At 36.5% G+C, this 17,669-nt stretch carries 13 protein-coding genes; all 13 read left to right on the forward strand.

Features of this window, described 5'->3' with window-relative positions:
- The first annotated feature begins 56 nt into the window (after window positions 1-56).
- The 13 genes from mfd to ABS916_RS08335 all read left to right on the forward strand — a co-directional run bounded on the left by mfd (window position 57) and on the right by ABS916_RS08335 (window position 17,280).
- Window positions 57-3,578 carry a transcription-repair coupling factor gene (mfd, locus tag ABS916_RS08275; protein ID WP_502880593.1) on the forward strand — a complete coding sequence of 1,174 codons (3,522 nt, stop codon included), beginning with the start codon at window positions 57-59 and terminating at the stop codon, window positions 3,576-3,578.
- Between the two features lie 63 nt (window positions 3,579-3,641).
- Entirely contained in the window at window positions 3,642-5,228 is a 1,587-nt protein-coding gene (locus tag ABS916_RS08280; protein WP_350451428.1) for a putative polysaccharide biosynthesis protein, read from the forward strand.
- 10 nt (window positions 5,229-5,238) lie between these two features.
- On the forward strand, window positions 5,239-6,294 hold the full coding sequence (locus ABS916_RS08285) for a MazG nucleotide pyrophosphohydrolase domain-containing protein (RefSeq protein WP_350451429.1): 1,056 nt from the start codon (window positions 5,239-5,241) through the stop codon (window positions 6,292-6,294).
- Window positions 6,291-6,560, forward strand: a complete 270-nt coding sequence (locus tag ABS916_RS08290; protein ID WP_350451430.1) for an RNA-binding S4 domain-containing protein — start codon at window positions 6,291-6,293, stop codon at window positions 6,558-6,560. Before ABS916_RS08285 ends, ABS916_RS08290 begins: the two co-directional genes overlap by 4 nt.
- A 145-nt stretch (window positions 6,561-6,705) precedes the next feature.
- Window positions 6,706-7,119 carry an FtsB family cell division protein gene (locus tag ABS916_RS08295; protein WP_350451431.1) on the forward strand — a complete coding sequence of 138 codons (414 nt, stop codon included), beginning with the start codon at window positions 6,706-6,708 and terminating at the stop codon, window positions 7,117-7,119.
- Between the two features lie 125 nt (window positions 7,120-7,244).
- Entirely contained in the window at window positions 7,245-7,739 is a 495-nt protein-coding gene (locus tag ABS916_RS08300; protein ID WP_350451432.1) for a S1 domain-containing RNA-binding protein, read from the forward strand.
- A 113-nt stretch (window positions 7,740-7,852) separates the two neighbouring features.
- On the forward strand, window positions 7,853-9,259 hold the full coding sequence (gene tilS / locus ABS916_RS08305; RefSeq protein ID WP_350451433.1) for a tRNA lysidine(34) synthetase TilS: 1,407 nt from the start codon (window positions 7,853-7,855) through the stop codon (window positions 9,257-9,259).
- Window positions 9,260-9,291: 32 nt separating this feature from the next.
- On the forward strand, window positions 9,292-9,834 hold the full coding sequence (gene hpt / locus ABS916_RS08310; protein WP_350451434.1) for a hypoxanthine phosphoribosyltransferase: 543 nt from the start codon (window positions 9,292-9,294) through the stop codon (window positions 9,832-9,834).
- Window positions 9,835-9,938: 104 nt separating this feature from the next.
- Window positions 9,939-12,104 carry an ATP-dependent zinc metalloprotease FtsH gene (gene ftsH, locus ABS916_RS08315; protein ID WP_350451435.1) on the forward strand — a complete coding sequence of 722 codons (2,166 nt, stop codon included), beginning with the start codon at window positions 9,939-9,941 and terminating at the stop codon, window positions 12,102-12,104.
- A gap of 95 nt (window positions 12,105-12,199) precedes the next feature.
- A complete protein-coding gene (hslO, locus tag ABS916_RS08320; RefSeq protein ID WP_035021174.1) occupies window positions 12,200-13,081 on the forward strand; it encodes an Hsp33 family molecular chaperone HslO in 882 nt (293 codons plus the stop codon).
- Window positions 13,082-13,228: 147 nt separating this feature from the next.
- A complete protein-coding gene (gene cysK, locus ABS916_RS08325) occupies window positions 13,229-14,158 on the forward strand; it encodes a cysteine synthase A (protein ID WP_089977660.1) in 930 nt (309 codons plus the stop codon).
- A 304-nt stretch (window positions 14,159-14,462) separates the two neighbouring features.
- On the forward strand, window positions 14,463-15,962 hold the full coding sequence (gene lysS / locus ABS916_RS08330; protein ID WP_350451436.1) for a lysine--tRNA ligase: 1,500 nt from the start codon (window positions 14,463-14,465) through the stop codon (window positions 15,960-15,962).
- A 136-nt stretch (window positions 15,963-16,098) separates the two neighbouring features.
- Window positions 16,099-17,280 (forward strand): AI-2E family transporter, encoded by a 1,182-nt coding sequence (locus tag ABS916_RS08335; protein WP_350451437.1) that lies wholly within the window; start codon window positions 16,099-16,101, stop codon window positions 17,278-17,280.
- Window positions 17,281-17,669: the final 389 nt, after the last annotated feature.

Raw genomic sequence — 17,669 nt, forward strand, 5'->3', positions numbered from 1 at the left:
TTCATTTTAATGATCTGTTTGTAAAAGGAAAAAATAGATTGGAAGGAGCTCTTACAGTGGGAGATATAAAAAAAATACTAGCTGATGCGCCTGATGTTAAAGCTTTGCTAGATCAACTAGAGCAACATCAATCGCAATTGATAACAGGATTATCTGGTTCGGCAAGAACGTTTGTCCTGAGTACGTTAGTAGCAGAAAAGAAAAAACCGTTTATCATTGTGACGCATAATTTATTTCATGCCAATCAATTGATGGAAGATTTCGCGGATTGGGTACCTGAAGACCGACTCCATCTTTTTCCAGTTGATGAAATGATCTATGCAGAAATGTCTGTAGCTTCACCTGAGGCAAGAGCTGAACGCGTAGCAACGTTAGATTTTTTGTTATCTGAAAAATTTGGTGTTGTGATTGTACCTCTTGCAGGTGTGCGTAAATTATTGCCGCCAAAAGAAATATGGAAGGCCGCTCAATTTACGATCAAACAAGGAGGGGAACTGGATTTAACTCATTTATCTCAGCGATTAGTAGATATGGGCTATACGCGCCAACAATTAGTGAACAGTCCTGGTGAATTTAGTATTCGCGGTGGAATTGTCGATATTTATTCTCTAACCGAAGAATTTCCGATTCGGATTGATTTGTTTGATACTGAAGTTGATTCGTTGCGTTATTTTGATGCTGCTACACAACGTTCCATTCAAACAATTGAAAAAGCAACTATTCTTCCCGCAACAGATACCGTTTATACAAAAGAACAATTAACGGCTGCAGCGCCTATATTTAGTAAAGCTGTCGAAAGAAATCTAGGATTAATACAAGATGCTTCCGAAAAACAAACGTTTATCAAGCAAATGACACCTATTTCAGATGCTTTCCAAAAAGGTGAACCAATTGATGAATTAACGATGTTTACAGATTTTATTTACCCTGAAAAAAATAGTGTATTGGATTATATGAGTAAAAAAGGAATTGTTGTGATGGATGAGTATCCTAGAATAATGGATACTGATCGTCGGTTAAGTGAAGAAGAAGCGGAATGGGTAACCAGTAAACTGAGTGAGCGACGCATTTTGCAAAATCAAGTCTTTTCAAATAATTTTCGTGATCAATTAAAAGCATTAAACACGAGTATCTTATACTTTGCAGTTTTTCAAAAAGGAATGGGAAATACTCGGTTTAATCACATTCATGCTTTTCAATATCGGAATATGCAGCAGTTTTTTGGTCAAATGCCATTACTTAAAACAGAGATGGATCGTTGGATAAAACAAAAAAATACGATTATCATTATGGTACCAAATGCTGATCGAGCTAAAAAAGTACATCAAACGTTCAAAGATTTTGAAATTACGAGTAAAATAGTCAAGCCTGCTAGGCTTGAACTTGAAAAAGTGCAAATCGTTGAAGGGTATGTTCAGTCAGGTTTTGAGATGCCAACAGATAAACTGGTAGTCATTACCGAACGAGAGCTATTCAATAAAGTCACTAAGAAAACTGCTAGACGCCAAACATTATCAAATGCAGAACGCTTAAAAAGTTACAGCGAACTGAATCCTGGGGATTACGTTGTCCATGTTAATCACGGGATTGGGAAATATACGGGAATGGAAACTCTTGAAATTGATGGCATTCATCAAGATTATATGTCAATCATTTATAAAGATGATGCGAAATTATTTATTCCTGTAACTCAACTTAATTTATTGCAAAAATATGTTTCTTCCGAAGCGAAAACGCCAAGAGTTAATAAATTAGGCGGAACAGAATGGGCTAAAACAAAGAAAAAAGTGGCGACTAAAATTGAAGACATCGCGGATGAACTCATTGAGCTATACGCTGCCCGAGAACAAGAAGTAGGGTATGCATTTTCTCCAGATGATGCTTATCAAGAGGAATTTGAGAATGCTTTTCCGTATACAGAAACAGATGATCAATTGCGTAGTACTGCTGAGATCAAACATGATATGGAACAGAAAAAACCAATGGATCGTTTACTCGTTGGTGATGTTGGATATGGTAAAACAGAAGTAGCAATGCGGGCAATTTTTAAAGCTGTTCAAGAAGGAAAACAAGCAGCCTTTTTAGTTCCAACAACTATTTTAGCGCAACAGCACTATGAAACGATGCTGCAACGCTTTGCTGATTTTCCGATTGAGATTGGTTTATTGAGTCGTTTCCGAACAAAAAAACAGCAGAATGAAACGATAGCAGGTCTAAAAAAAGGACAAGTTGATATTGTGGTCGGAACACACCGTATTTTATCAAAAGATATTGAATTTCAAGATATCGGTTTACTGATAGTAGATGAAGAACAACGATTTGGTGTGAAGCATAAAGAGAAATTAAAACAATTAAAAGCGCAAGTGGATGTCCTAACCTTAACTGCAACACCTATTCCACGAACGCTTCATATGTCTATGCTAGGTGTAAGAGACTTATCTGTTATCGAAACTCCACCTGCAAATCGTTATCCGGTTCAGACATATGTAATGGAACAAAATCTAGGAGCAATCCGTGAAGCTGTTGAACGAGAAATGGCACGTGGCGGACAAGTCTTTTATTTATATAATCGAGTAGCCACGATTGAGAAAAAAGTAGATGAACTACAACAGTTGATTCCAGACGCGAGAATCGGCTATGCCCATGGGCAAATGACAGAAGGACAACTTGAGAACACGTTGCTGCAATTTATTGAAGGGGAATACGACATGTTAGTCACCACTACGATCATTGAGACTGGTGTCGATATGCCCAATGTAAATACGTTGTTTGTAGAGAATGCAGATCATATGGGATTATCACAATTGTATCAATTGCGTGGTCGCGTAGGTAGAAGTAACCGTGTTGCATATGCCTACTTCTTGTATCAGCCAAATAAAGTGCTAAATGAAGTCAGCGAAAAAAGATTACAAGCGATTAAAGATTTTACTGAACTAGGCTCAGGATTTAAAATCGCCATGCGTGACTTATCGATTCGTGGTGCTGGAAACCTATTGGGAGCACAGCAACATGGATTTATTGATTCGGTTGGGTTTGATTTGTATTCTGAGATGTTAAGTGAAGCAGTAGCCCGTAAACGAGGGATAGACGCGAAAGAAGAAAAAACACAAGTTGAAATTGATTTAGGAATCAATGCTTATTTACCAGGTACGTATATAGAAGATGAACGTCAAAAAATTGAAATCTACAAACGTATCCGAGAATTGAGATCACATGAACAATATGTAGAACTACAAGATGATTTAATTGATCGTTTTGGTGAGTATGCGGATGAAGTCGCAGACTTGTTAACGATTGGATTAATCAAAATGTATGGTGAACGTGCACTGATAGAAACAATCAAACGAATAGGCGATGAAGTCGAGTTAACATTTTCTGTTGTAGGCACTCAGTCGTTGCCGGCAGAAGAAGTGTTTAGATCTTTAAGTGAAGTGCCTTTAAGAGCAAATGTAGCGGTCAAGAAAGACCGTTTAATGGTTACACTACAACTGAAAAAAGAACCAACCTATCAATGGTTGGGATACATTGAAAAATTTGCTCAAAATATTGTTAACTACCGTTCAAAAGAGGCTAACTAATCTTTGGTCATAAAAAAAGAATCACAAATTGCTGACCTAGGTCATATAAGTGAGGGCAGAAAATTGGAAAATCAACAAATGAAAAAAATGATGAATGGGGCAATTATTCTATCGGTAGCGGCCTTCATTGCCAAAATTTTAAGTGCCGTTTACCGTGTTCCTTTTCAAAATATGGTTGGGAATTCAGGATTTTATGTTTATCAACAAATCTATCCGATATACGGCATTGCAATGACTATAGCTTTAAGTGGATTTCCAATCTTTTTATCCAAGTTAGTCGCTGAAACGTCTACGGTGGATGAACAGAAAAGTCTCTTGAAAAAATCGTTTATTTTATTAAGTACTCTTTCGGGACTCTTTTTCTTAGGTATTTATTTTTCGGCGGAGCTGATTGCGAACTGGATGGGCGATGCTAATTTAGAACCAATTATTCAAACTGTTTCGTGGTTGTTTTTGCTAATCCCGTTTTTAGCGGTTAGTCGGGGTTATTTCCAAGGAACCTTTCGTATGCTGCCAACAGCTGTCTCTCAAGTGGGAGAACAATTTGTACGTGTGGCTGTGATCTTGATCGCCGCTTATGTGTATACGCGCAGTCAATGGGATGAGTACCAGATGGGGACCATTGCTATGAGCAGTTCTTGGGTAGCAGGTCTAGTCGCTTGCATTATTTTAGGTGCAGCACTGTTGAAGCAACAGTCTTTTAGGTCGGAGAGAAGTGTAGAATTAGGTTCAATTTCTGAAACAGTTCATTATGCGACTATTGCAAAACGATTTGCTACAGAAGGTGTCACCATGTGTTTGTTGAGTGCTTTACTCATTCTTATGCAGTTGATCGATTCGTTTACACTTTATAATGGATTAGTAGAAAATGGATTGAGTTCTTTTGAGGCGAAAAATTTAAAAGGGATCTATGACCGTGGTCAACCACTTGTCCAATTAGGGATGGTAGTCGCTACTGCTTTTTCTGCAAGTTGGATTCCTTTACTGAGTCAATCATTTGCCCAACAGAATAGAAAAACGTTTATTCGCACAGGAAAATCATTAGTGCGGATAACAGCAACCTTTGCTATGGCAGCTACTACCGGTATTATTGTATTGATGCCGTATTTAAATTTAGTGTTATTTGGCGATACAGATGGAAGCCTGGTGTTGAGCGTATACAGCGTATCCATTTTTTTAACATCATTAATTGGAGCTTACAATGCTATTTTTCAAAGTCAAAATAAACATCAAGTAGCTTTAATCGGATTACTGATTGGATTAGGCATAAAAATAGGGTTGAATGAATGGCTCGTTGAACAATTTGGAACACTTGGCTCAAGTGGAGCAACTATAATCGGTTTATTGGCTATCTTAATCATTATGTGGTGGGATTTACCTAAAGAAATAAAAGAAAGTTTAACGGAAAAAAGTTTTGGATGGAAATTGCTGTTCAGTTGTGGTGTAATGGCTATTATAGTATGGTTCGAGATGAAATGGTTTGGAAATAGTGCCTTAATAGAAGAGAATCGGTTAGCAGCTTTTGGTTACACAATACTAGGTGGCGTCACAGGTATTGGAGTCTTTTTATGGCTAATGATAAAATGTAACGTGTTGACGATTCGTGAATGGTTATCTCTTCCGTTTGGTAAAAAAATGTTAAGAAAGTAGGCGGAACTGAATGGGGAAAATTAAAGTGGTTGGACTTGGTCCGGGAGACATTGAACAGCTTCCTTTTGGGGTGTATCAACTGCTGAAGAAAGAACAGCCGTTGTATTTACGAACTAAGTTACATCCAGTAGTGAAAGATCTAGAGCAAGAAGGGCTGATTTTTCAATCATTTGATGCAATTTATGAAGGAAATGATCAATTTGAGGATGTTTATAAGACCATTGTCAAAGAATTGCTAATAGCAGCTCAAAAAGAAGATATTATTTATGCTGTTCCAGGACATCCAATGGTAGCTGAAAAGTCTGTTCAATTGTTACTGGAAAATAAATCTGGTATTTCAATTGAAATCAAAGGCGGGAAAAGTTTCTTAGACGATCTTTTTCAAGCAGTAAAAATTGATCCAGTGGAAGGATTTCAATTGGTTGATGCGTTGAGTTTAAATCAAGATCATTTGGAAGTCAGTCAGCATATTATTGTCATGCAAGTTTTCAATGAATATATTGCAAGTGAGGTAAAATTAACTTTAATGGAGAAATACCCTGATGAACATTTAGTAGCTTTAGTTCATGAAGCAGGGGGCAAGAATGAAAAAATAGAATGGTTGCCCTTATTTGAACTGGATCGCATGGAAGGTGTTCATAATTTAACATCGTTATACGTTCCTCCATTAGCAGTAGATGAACGAACAAAATCATTTCAGACCGTCCAATATTATATGGATGCTATTACAGGAGAAAATGGCGATGCATGGATAAAAGAACAAAACCATGAGACTTTAGTCGCTTATATGGAAGAAGAAGTACTGGAATTTAAAGCAGCAGTTGAAAATGATGATATTGATAATATGGTGGAAGAGTTAGGCGATGTCTTGATGCAAGTACTCTACCACACAAACTTTGGCGAGCAGACAGGATACTTTTCATTTGAAGAAGTGATTGAAACTTTAAATAAGAAGCTTCGTCGCCGTCACCCACACGTTTTTGATGGCGTTAAAGCAGAAACACCAGAAGAAGTCGACGCAATTTGGCAAAAAATAAAAGCAGAAGAAAAGGGGAACAATAAATGAGATTAGATAAATTTTTGAAAGTATCTCGAATTATTAAACGCCGTACGATTGCAAAAGAAGTAGCAGATAAAGGCCGTATTCAAATTAATGGCATGCCAGCAAAATCTTCTTCAGATGTAAAAGTAGGAGACGAATTAACAATCGCATTTGGAAATAAAACGTTAGTCGTTAAAATTGATAAAATTGTTGAGACAACTAAAAAAGATGAATCAAAAGAAATGTTTAGCATTGTTAGCGAAACGTATAGAGAAGAACCGACTAACTAAGTCTACGAAAATGGTTTAATCGACTTCCCTTTTAGATGGTATAGCTAAAAAAATAGTTAGTGTATTTTAGCTGATAGATAGACAAAGTAACTGCTTTCTTGCTATAATCATTTCATAAAGTGAGAATAGAAGGTGAATCGTTTTTATGAAGAAAGAAAACCAAACAAATGTGGCTAAATTAACTAATGAATACACACATAACAAAACACTTCAAGCTCTTCGAGAACGCAAACACAAACGTCACATGCGCAGAAGAATCGTTGGTATTCTTGCTGTTAGCTGTTTCTTTGTTTCAGGATTTGCCATCAATATATGGACAAATACTCAAACAATCTCTCAAATGGAGCAAGAAAAAAAAGAAGCTCAAAACGAACTACAGCTAGTTGAAAAAGAACAAGAAAATTTAAATAATCAAATTAAAAAGTTAGAAAATGAAGATTATGTTGCTAAAGTAGCCCGCAGTCAGTATTATTTATCTGAAGAGAATGAAATTATTTTTAGTTTACCTGAAGACAATGCAGCTAATGAAATTGAAAAAACACCGAATCCTGAAGAATAACCAAATTAATAAATGGGAATCGTTTAGTAGAGTGATTTTAAGTTTAATAATTTAAATAATCGTTTTATGTCACAAGATAACATGGTATAATAACCGTACAAGTTTTAAGGAGGAAGCAATTTTATATGTCGATTGAAGTTGGAGAAAAAGTTACAGGTACTGTTTCAGGAATTACGAATTTTGGTGCGTTCATCGATTTAGGTGATAGAAAAACAGGGTTAGTTCACATTAGTGAAGTTTCAGATAGCTTTATTAAGGATATCAAAGACGTGTTGAAAGTAGGAGAACAAGTTACTGTCAAAGTAATGTCCATTGGAGATGACGGTAAGATTGGCCTTTCTATTAGACGTGCTGTAGATAAACCGGCTGAAACAGCTGCTCCATCTCGCGAAAGAACTAGCAGTAGCAGCAGTTACCAAGGGCGTCGCGAAAGCAGTAGCCCAAGTCGCAGTAGTACTGGTTACCAAAAAACAGACCGAGGATCAAGAAATGCTGGTCCGAAGAAAGAAGATTTTGATTCATTGATGAGTTCATTTTTAAAAGACAGTGATGATCGCTTAACTTCTCTTAAACGTAACACAGAAGGCAAACGCGGCGGACGCGGCGGGCGTCGTAACTAAAAAATAATGCTGAAGGATAAGGAAACTTATCCTTTTTTATGTTGTACTCAAGAGAGTTGAGTCTGTCTAGTAACAACGAGAATGACCAGATTGAACGTAAAGGAGCAGTTAAAATGGATATATATTTTGATTTTTTAGAGCGTTGTCAAAACAATCTCTATTGGAAGTCAACGGATCGTTTGCTGCTAGCTGTATCTGGTGGCGTCGATTCTATGGTGTTAGTAGATTTGGTTCAGAGATTACCAGATGTAATCAGACCTTGGTTTGGAGTTGTCCATGTAAACCACCAATTAAGACAAGCTTCTATAGAAGAAGAAAAATTTCTTTCTCAGTATTGTGCGACGAATAGAATTCCATTTTTTTTTAAAAGATGGCCGGAAGACAAACATCCGATTGAAGGAGTAGAAGTAGCAGCTAGAGAGTTTAGATATGCTTTTTTTCATGAGGTATTGAAAGAACAGCAAGCCACACATCTGCTTACTGGGCATCATGGGGATGATCAAATGGAAACTATTTTAATGAGGTTGGTTCGTGGTGGTCAATTAGAAAGCATTGCAGGAATAAAAAAGCACCGAACCTTTTACGGGAAACAACTGACTCGACCCTTGTTAGATTATAATAAAAAAATACTCTACCAGTATAGTCAAGAACGGCCATTATCTTTTTATGAAGATGAGTCAAATAATAGCTTGGAATATACAAGAAATCGTTACAGACATGAAATCATTCCATTGCTAAAAAAGGAAAACACACAAGTATTGACTCATTTTGCGGATTTTTCATCTGATTTGCAAGATGTGATCACACTAGCTAAAAAGGAAATTGAAAACCAAGCATCAACTGTCTGCTTTCAAAAAGGGCCCTTTTGTTGGGAACTTGATGTACCCTTATTTTTAACCTTTGAGCCTGCAATGAAACGCCAAGTGATACAAATTTTATTTAATAGAATATTTCATAAAGAGGTTAGTGAAGTTGGCAGAAAGCATCAAGTGCAGATAATTGAGTTAATCGAAAAGGATAAGCCAAATAGTCAATTGAGTTTACCTGGAAATTGGATCGGTCAAAAATCGTATCATAAGTTTTATTTTTTAAAAGAAAATGAACAAGAAGTTATTACTAAAAAAATACAAGGTACTTATCCATTGAATCTAGGAGAGTGGCTATCTCTACCCAATGGTGCAAGAATAGGGCTTTTTGAAGCTACGAAAGAATCAATAGATACAGCAGATTACAGACAAAAAGTTATCTGGTTAAATCCAGAAAGTATTCAGTTGCCGTTACAGGTTAGGAATCGAAATCCGGGAGACCGCATGACGTTAAAAGGATTAGCGACTGGGAGTAAAAAAATTAAGGATTTGTTTATTGATCAAAAAATCCCGCGAAATAAACGAGAAGAAGCCATTTTAGTAACAGATAGCAAGGAAGAAATTATTTGGTTAGTAGAATATAAGGAATCAAGATTGTCTATTGAGCCAGAAACTGATAAAATACATTACATACTCATTTATGAAAATAAATAAGAGTAGACGTGATGAAAAGGAGAACTTAAACAATGAAAAATGATATTGAACGCGTGCTTTTTTCGCAGGATGAATTAGCTGAAAAGACAAGAGAACTAGGTAAGCAATTGACAGGAGACTACCAAGATAAGAACCCATTAGTAGTCGGCATCCTAAAGGGAGCTATGCCTTTTCTATCTGATCTTGTAAAAGAAATGGATATTTATTTAGAAATGGATTTTATGGATGTTTCAAGTTACGGGAATGGGACAGTTTCATCAGGTGAAGTGAAAATCGTGAAAGACCTAAATACAACTGTTGAAGGTCGCGATCTGTTGTTAGTAGAAGACATTATTGATAGCGGACGTACGCTGAACTACCTGATAGATATGTTTAAATACCGTAAAGCTCGATCAGTAAAAATCGTCACATTATTAGATAAACCAGAAGGTCGCGTTGTAGATATTAAGGCGGATTATGTTGGATTCTTAGTTCCAAATGAGTTTGTGGTTGGTTATGGATTGGATTATGCTGAAAGATATCGGAACTTACCGTATATCGGAGTTTTAAAACCTGAAATTTATGAAGAGAAATAAATGGTCAATGTTGGTCAAATATGTTACAATTAATAAAATTAAGAATCATTTACAATAAAATACAGAATTGAACTTAAAAAGTTTGTTTGTAGAAGGAGGGCACAATGAAAAAAGGACTCTTTAAAAATGGGTTCTTCTATGCGATCGTTTTCTTAGTCATAATAGGAATTGTAACTTGGGCAACCGGTGGAAACTCAGGACAGAATAGTACAACCCTTTCAGCTAGCGAATTCGTTACGCAATTAGAAGAGAATAAAATAAAATCATTTACGATTCAGCCTAACGCTGGAGTGTACCAAGTTACTGGTGAATACCGAGAAGAACAACCTGCAGAGGAAAGTTCTAGTCAAGGTGTTGATATTTTTGGAACAACAGAAACAGCAAATAAAACATTTACAACAGCTATTTTGCAAAATGACTCCTCTGTACAAGAGATTACAGCATTAGCAGATGAACAGAATATTGAATATACACCGCAACAAGAAGAAACAACCGGTATATGGGTTACATTACTGATTTCAGTATTACCTTTAGTTATTTTTGTTTTCTTTATCTACATGATGATGGGACAAAGTGGTCAAGGTGGAGGCGGTCAAGGCGGACGTGGCGTGATGAACTTCGGTAAATCAAAAGCTAAAGAAGCAGACAGCAAAGCTAGTAAAGTTCGTTTCTCTGATGTAGCAGGAGCAGACGAAGAAAAAGAAGAACTTGTAGAAGTAGTGGAGTTCTTGAAAGATCCTAGACGTTTTGCCGCTTTAGGAGCTCGTATTCCAGCAGGTGTCTTGTTAGAAGGACCTCCAGGAACGGGTAAAACGTTACTTGCGAAAGCTGTTGCCGGAGAAGCAGGAGTACCATTCTTCTCAATTTCAGGTTCAGAATTCGTTGAAATGTTTGTTGGGGTAGGGGCAAGTCGTGTACGTGACTTGTTTGAAAATGCTAAAAAAGCAGCGCCAGCAATTATCTTTATTGATGAGATCGATGCAGTTGGTCGTCAACGTGGAGCCGGAATGGGTGGCGGACATGACGAACGTGAGCAAACATTAAATCAATTGTTAGTTGAAATGGATGGTTTTGCAGGAAATGAAGGAGTTATCGTCATTGCTGCTACAAACCGTTCCGACGTCTTAGATCCAGCGTTATTACGTCCAGGTCGTTTTGACCGTCAAATTTTAGTGGGTCGTCCTGATGTTAAGGGTCGTGAAGCTATCTTGAAAGTACATGCTAAAAACAAACCTTTAGCTCCTGATGTTGACTTAGCAGTTGTAGCAAGACAAACTCCAGGATTCTCTGGAGCCGATTTAGAAAACTTGTTAAATGAGTCAGCTCTAGTAGCAGCTCGTCGGAATAAAAAAGAAATTGATGCACTTGATCTTGATGAAGCTCAAGACCGCGTTATTGCTGGTCCAGCTAAAAAAGATCGTGTCATAAGCAAAACAGAACGTGCAATGGTTGCTTATCATGAATCTGGACATACAATTGTCGGAATGGTTCTAAATGATGCACGTGTCGTTCATAAAGTTACGATTGTACCTCGTGGGAAAGCTGGCGGATACGCAATCATGCTTCCTAAAGAAGATCGCTTCTTAATGACTAAAAAAGAAATGTTTGAACAAATCGTTGGTTTGTTAGGTGGACGTGTAGCTGAAGAGATGGTATTTAATTCTCAATCATCTGGAGCAAGCAATGACTTCCAACAAGCAACTCAATTAGCTCGTAGCATGGTTACCGAATATGGTATGAGTGAAAAATTAGGTCCTGTTCAATACGAAGGAAATCACCAAGTATTTGTAGGACGCGATTATGGACAAACTAAAGCTTATTCTGAACAAATTGCTTATGAAATTGATCAAGAAGTTCGTCGTATTATTGTTGAAGCTCATACTGAAGCTCGTAGAATCTTGGAACAATACAAAGCAGAGCACAAATTAATTGCTGAAAAACTTCTTGAGATTGAAACATTAGATGAACGTACGATTAAGAGCTTGTTTGAAACAGGCGAAATGCCTCCAGCTACTAATGGTTCGAAAGAAGAATTTCCACATGAAGCAGAAGGTGCTTCTTTCGAAGAGGTAAAAAAAGCTCGTGAAGCTAAAGAAGCTGCTCGTTTGAAAAAAGAGTTAGAAGAGGAAGAAGAAGCTAGACGTTCTGTTCAAGGCGATGACAAAGACATCGTTGAAGAAGTTAAAAAAGAACTAGGCACAGATGATGATCTTGATTTTGATAAAGATTCAGAAGACAAATCAGAAGATGATTCTTCAAAACGTTCGTAATCTAACAAACGAAAATTAAAAGAGGGATGCGACCATGTTGCGTCCCTCTTTTGTACTGGATTTTCACTTACTAAAACACAAAAGGGGATAAAAAAATGTCAGATTATTTATTGAAAAGTATCTGTTTTGATGGACAAGTACGCGTGTATACAATCGATGCAACCGAAACAGTAAGAGAAGCACAACAGAGACATGATACATGGAGCGCATCATCAGCGGCTTTAGGTCGTACAATGATCGGAGCGTTATTGCTGGGTGCTACTTTAAAAGGAAAGGAAAAAATCACGGTAAAAGTTGAAGGTGATGGTCCAGCTGGACACATCATAGTAGACAGTAACGGAAAAGGTGAAGTAAAAGGATATATTGCTAATCCGAAAGTAAGTTTGGAATTGAATGATGCTGGGAAAATTGATGTCCGTGGAGCAGTTGGTACTCAAGGTACTTTGACTGTAACGAAAGATCTCGGAATGAAAGATACTTTTGCAGGTCAAGTTCCTCTTGTTAGTGGAGAATTAGGAGAAGATTTCACTTACTACATGGCGAATTCTGAACAAACACCTTCAGCATTTGGATTAAGTGTTCTTGTAGATACGGATGAATCGATAAAAACAGCTGGCGGATTCATGATTCAAGTTATGCCTGGTGCAACTGAGGAAACCATTATTAAACTAGAAGAAAGTATTGCATCCATTCCGATGGTATCTCAATTAATGGATAGTGGAGAAAAACCTGAAGAGATTCTGGAACGTTTGGTAGGCGAAGGCAATGCTAAAATTTTAGAAAAATCTCCTGTAGCCTTTAAGTGTGACTGTTCAAAAGATCGTTTTGCTAGAGCAATCATTGCTTTAGGTGAAAAAGAGATTGATGATATGATCACTGAAGATCAAGGTGCAGAAGCTAGTTGTCATTTCTGTGGCAAACATTACCAATATACTGTTGAAGAATTAGAAGAATTAAAAGAAAGTTCAAGAAGTTAATGCAATTAAGCCTCAGACGGTAGAGAACGATCTACTGTCTAGGCTTTTTTTATGCACATTTGACAAATAAACCGTTGTGCTTGATATTGTAAGCGATAAACTTTAAACTAAAAGGATAAAGAACTTAATTTTAGGAGGTAACATCATATGGTAAAAGTAGTTCATTCTGTAACGGATTTAATTGGAGAAACGCCTATTATTCGTTTAACAAAAGTCGTCCCTGCAGATGCAGCGGAGGTTTATGTAAAACTCGAATCATTTAACGTTGGTGGAAGTGTGAAAGATCGTATCGCATTAAATATGATCGAAGTAGCGGAACAAGAAGGTAAATTAAAACCGGGCACTACAATTATAGAACCAACAAGTGGAAACACAGGAGTTGGTTTAGCAATGATTGCAGCTGCAAAAGGCTACAAAGCTATTTTTGTTATGCCTGATACAATGAGTATAGAACGTAGAAAGTTATTGAAAGCTTATGGAGCAGAACTTATTCTAACACCAGGAGCAGATGGAATAACAGCATCAATTAACAAAGCAAAAGAACTTGCAGAATCAAAAGGTTATTTTATGCCTATGCAATTTGAAAATATTGCTAATCCTGCCGTACATGCTGCTACTACTGGTCCAGAGATTCTAGAAGCTTTTGGCGGAGTTGCACCAGATGCATTTGTTTCAGCAGTCGGTACTGGGGGGACATTAACAGGTGTTGGACAAGTCTTGAAACAAGCGGATCCTGCTGTTAAAATCTATGCTTTAGAACCAACTGAATCGCCTGTTCTAAGTGGTGGAGCTAAAGGACCACATAAAATACAGGGTATCGGTACAGGGTTTGTGCCCAACGTGTTAGATACGGTTATCTATGACGAAGTTTTACAAGTTTCAAGTGATGAAGCTTTTGAAATGACACGTCGTTTAGCTGCAGAAGAAGGGTTGTTAGTTGGTATCTCTTCAGGTGCTGCAATTAAAGGAGCAATTGATGTAGCGATAAAATTAGGTCAAGGTAAAAAAGTTATTACCGTAGCACCAGATAATGGGGAACGTTACCTGTCAATGGCTGTTTTCCCATATGTCGATTAAGAAAAATAAAGTAAAAGGTTGAGTCGCTAAAGTCTCAGCCTTTTTTTGTTTCTTCTTTAACTAGTTTATGAAGTATGTTAATATACAACTTATAAAATTCTTATAGGAAGTCTAAATCATAAGATTAGAAGAACATGAACTGAAAACCACTTAAGTTGGTTGCTAAATAAGAAAGTGAAATCAAAAAAGTTCGGAAATGCATGAGAACATTTGTAATTTCCTTGCTTTTTTTTCGTTATGTTGGCATTATTAAGAGTGATGATTTGAGTACGAACGAATTTATAACAGAAATGGAGCGGAAATAATGAGCCACGAAGAACTAAACCATGAAGAATTAAATGATCAATTGATTGTCCGCCGTGAAAAGCTTGATACTTTACGTGAGCGTAATGTGGATCCTTTTGGTGGGCGTTTCGAAAGAACGCATCTATCCAATGAGCTACATGAAGCGTATGATGAATTTTCTAAAGAAGAAATAGCTGAAAAAGAAGATACAGCAACTGTTGCAGGTCGTATTATGACTAAACGCGGTAAAGGTAAAGTTGGGTTTGCTCACTTACAAGATCGTAAAGGACAAATTCAAATTTATGTTCGTAAAGATACTGTTGGTGAAGAAGACTACGAGACTTTTAAAAATGCAGATTTAGGGGACTTTATTGGTGTTACTGGAACAATTATGAAAACTGATACGGGTGAAGTGACTATCAAGCCAACTTCTATCACTCAATTATCAAAAGCGTTACGTCCTTTGCCAGATAAATATCATGGGTTGACAAATATTGAACAACGTTATCGTCAACGTTACCTTGACTTGATCAGCAATCGTGAAAGTTTTGATCGTTTTACAAAACGTAGCCAAATCATTCGCGAAGTTCGTAACTATTTGAATGAACAAGATTACTTAGAAGTGGAAACTCCGACTTTGCATAATTTAGCCGGTGGAGCTGCTGCACGTCCGTTCATTACACACCACAATGCTTTAGATATGGAACTTTACTTGCGTATAGCTCTTGAATTGCATTTGAAACGATTAATCGTTGGTGGAATGGAAAAGGTTTATGAAATTGGTCGAGTGTTCCGTAATGAAGGAGTAGATACAACTCATAACCCAGAGTTTACAATGTTGGAAGCTTATACTGCTTATACTGATTTTGAAGATGTAATGGACTTAGTTGAGGGATTGATCCGTACCGTAGCACAACGTGTATTAGGTACAGGGCAAATCACGTACAACGGACAAGCGATTGATTTAGAGTCTTCTTGGAAGAGACAACATATGGTTGATGCCATAAAAGAACATTCGGGCGTAGATTTTTGGCAACACATGTCAGACGAAGAAGCTCGTGCATTAGCTAAAGAACATGATGTTCCTGTAACTGAGCATAGCCAGTTTGGCCATGTAGTAAATGAATTTTTTGAAAAATTTGTAGAAGATAAATTGATTCAACCGACATTTATCTACGGCCATCCTCTAGAAATTTCACCATTAGCTAAGAAAAACACAGAAGATCCTCGCTTTACGGATCGTTTTGAAGCATTTATCGTAGGACATGAGTATGGAAATGCCTTTAGTGAACTAAATGATCCGATAGATCAAAGAGAACGTTTTGAAGCACAAATGAAAGAACGTGCATTAGGAAATGACGAAGCTCATATGATCGATGAAGATTTCATTGAATCTTTAGAGTATGGTATGCCTCCAACAGGTGGGTTAGGAATTGGAATCGACCGTTTAGTGATGTTATTAACCGATGCTCAATCTATTCGAGATGTCTTGTTATTTCCAACAATGCGTAATCAATAAAATAAAAAGTGAAATCAATCTCTATAAAGAGATTGATTTTTTTTACTTTAGATATAAAGTAGTTTAAAATAAAGGAGCAATAGATTACATTACATAAATGTGCAATACAGCAAATCAAAAAATAAGGAGGTATCTAATGAAAGAGAAAACAAAATTTATGAATTATCTGGGTGGCACGAATATTCTCTTCACCCTGCTGATTCTTATCATGTTAGGAATAATCATTTATATTTATAACGCTATTTCTTTTATTTTTGAACCATTAAAAGTTATCTTTTCTACTTTAGTAGCTCCATTGATCTTAGCGTTCATTTTTTATTATCTGTTAAATCCTGTTGTTGACTGGATGGAAAGACATAAAATAAAGCGAATTTGGGGAGTAATCATTTTATTTATTGCCATTATTGGTATTTTAGCTGGTTTGGTAGCATTAGCATTTCCTCCAATACAAGAACAAGTAACGAGTTTGGTTAATAATTTTCCTTCCTATGTAGATTCAATGGGAACAACTATCTTAAGTTGGGTAGCGAATACGCCATTAGAAAATGCGACAAGTGATTTTATAGAATGGCTGGATGGCTGGGTAAGCAATCTACCAAGTGTCGTTGTCAGTTATTTTGATACAGCAGTAAGTGGATTAACAAGTGTTTTCTCTACGGTTTCAAATGTAGTAGTAGTAATCGTGACATTTCCGATAATTGCCTTTTTCTTATTGAAAGATGATGAAAAGTTTTTTAACTACGTGCTTAATATTATTCCACCAAAATTTAGAAAAGATACAAAGAATATTTTTGCAACAATCAACGAGCAAGTAGGATCATATATTAAAGGGCAATTATTGATCTCGCTATCTCTTGGAATCATGATGTTCATTGGCTTTACGGTCATTGGTTTAGAGTACTCAGGGATATTGGCTATAGTTGCAACCTTTACAAGTATTGTTCCGTATATAGGAGCAGCCCTTGCGATGATACCAGCTATAATCGTAGCATTTACTATTTCATGGTTTATGGTTCTTAAATTGATCATCGTTTGGGTAGTCGTACAGTTCGTAGATGGAAACTTAATTGAGCCAAATATTATGGGTAAGAATTTAAACGTCCATCCATTGACGATAATCATTGTCTTGCTTGTTTTAGGGGATTTGCTTGGTTTTGTTGGTTTGATTTTAGGAGTACCGATTTATGCTATTTCAAGAGTGTTGGCAACATTTGTATTTCGGAAATTTAAACAACGCTACAATAAGTATTATGGCGATGAAGCAGGTAATTACAAAAATACAGAATTTACTCCAGATAAATACCAAGAAAAAAAATAAATGCAGAGTTTCTAAGAGAGCTAATAAGAACAAAGTACTCGATTTATATATCGAAAGGACCTTTTAACCCTATTACTTAATAGGGTTAAAAGGTCCTTTTTGATATTAATGGCTATATAAGGGTTTCAAAGTATCTTTTATAATAAGTCTATTTTAAGTAAAAGGGATAAATATGTAGAAAAATGGAAGTTCATTCAAATTGAACGTTATTAAAGAATGCATTATATTCATTCGTTATTTGATAAAGAATAACGCTTTCTGACAAAGACGGTGATTTTTAAAGTTCGCTTCTAAAAATTCTTTTTAAATTTTAGCCGAAAGATGTTGACGATACTCTGAATCCCTGTTATATTAATACATGTCGCTGAGACAGGTTGAAACAAACCAAC

The organism is Carnobacterium sp., assembly GCF_040274945.1.
Lineage (GTDB): Bacteria > Bacillota > Bacilli > Lactobacillales > Carnobacteriaceae > Carnobacterium_B.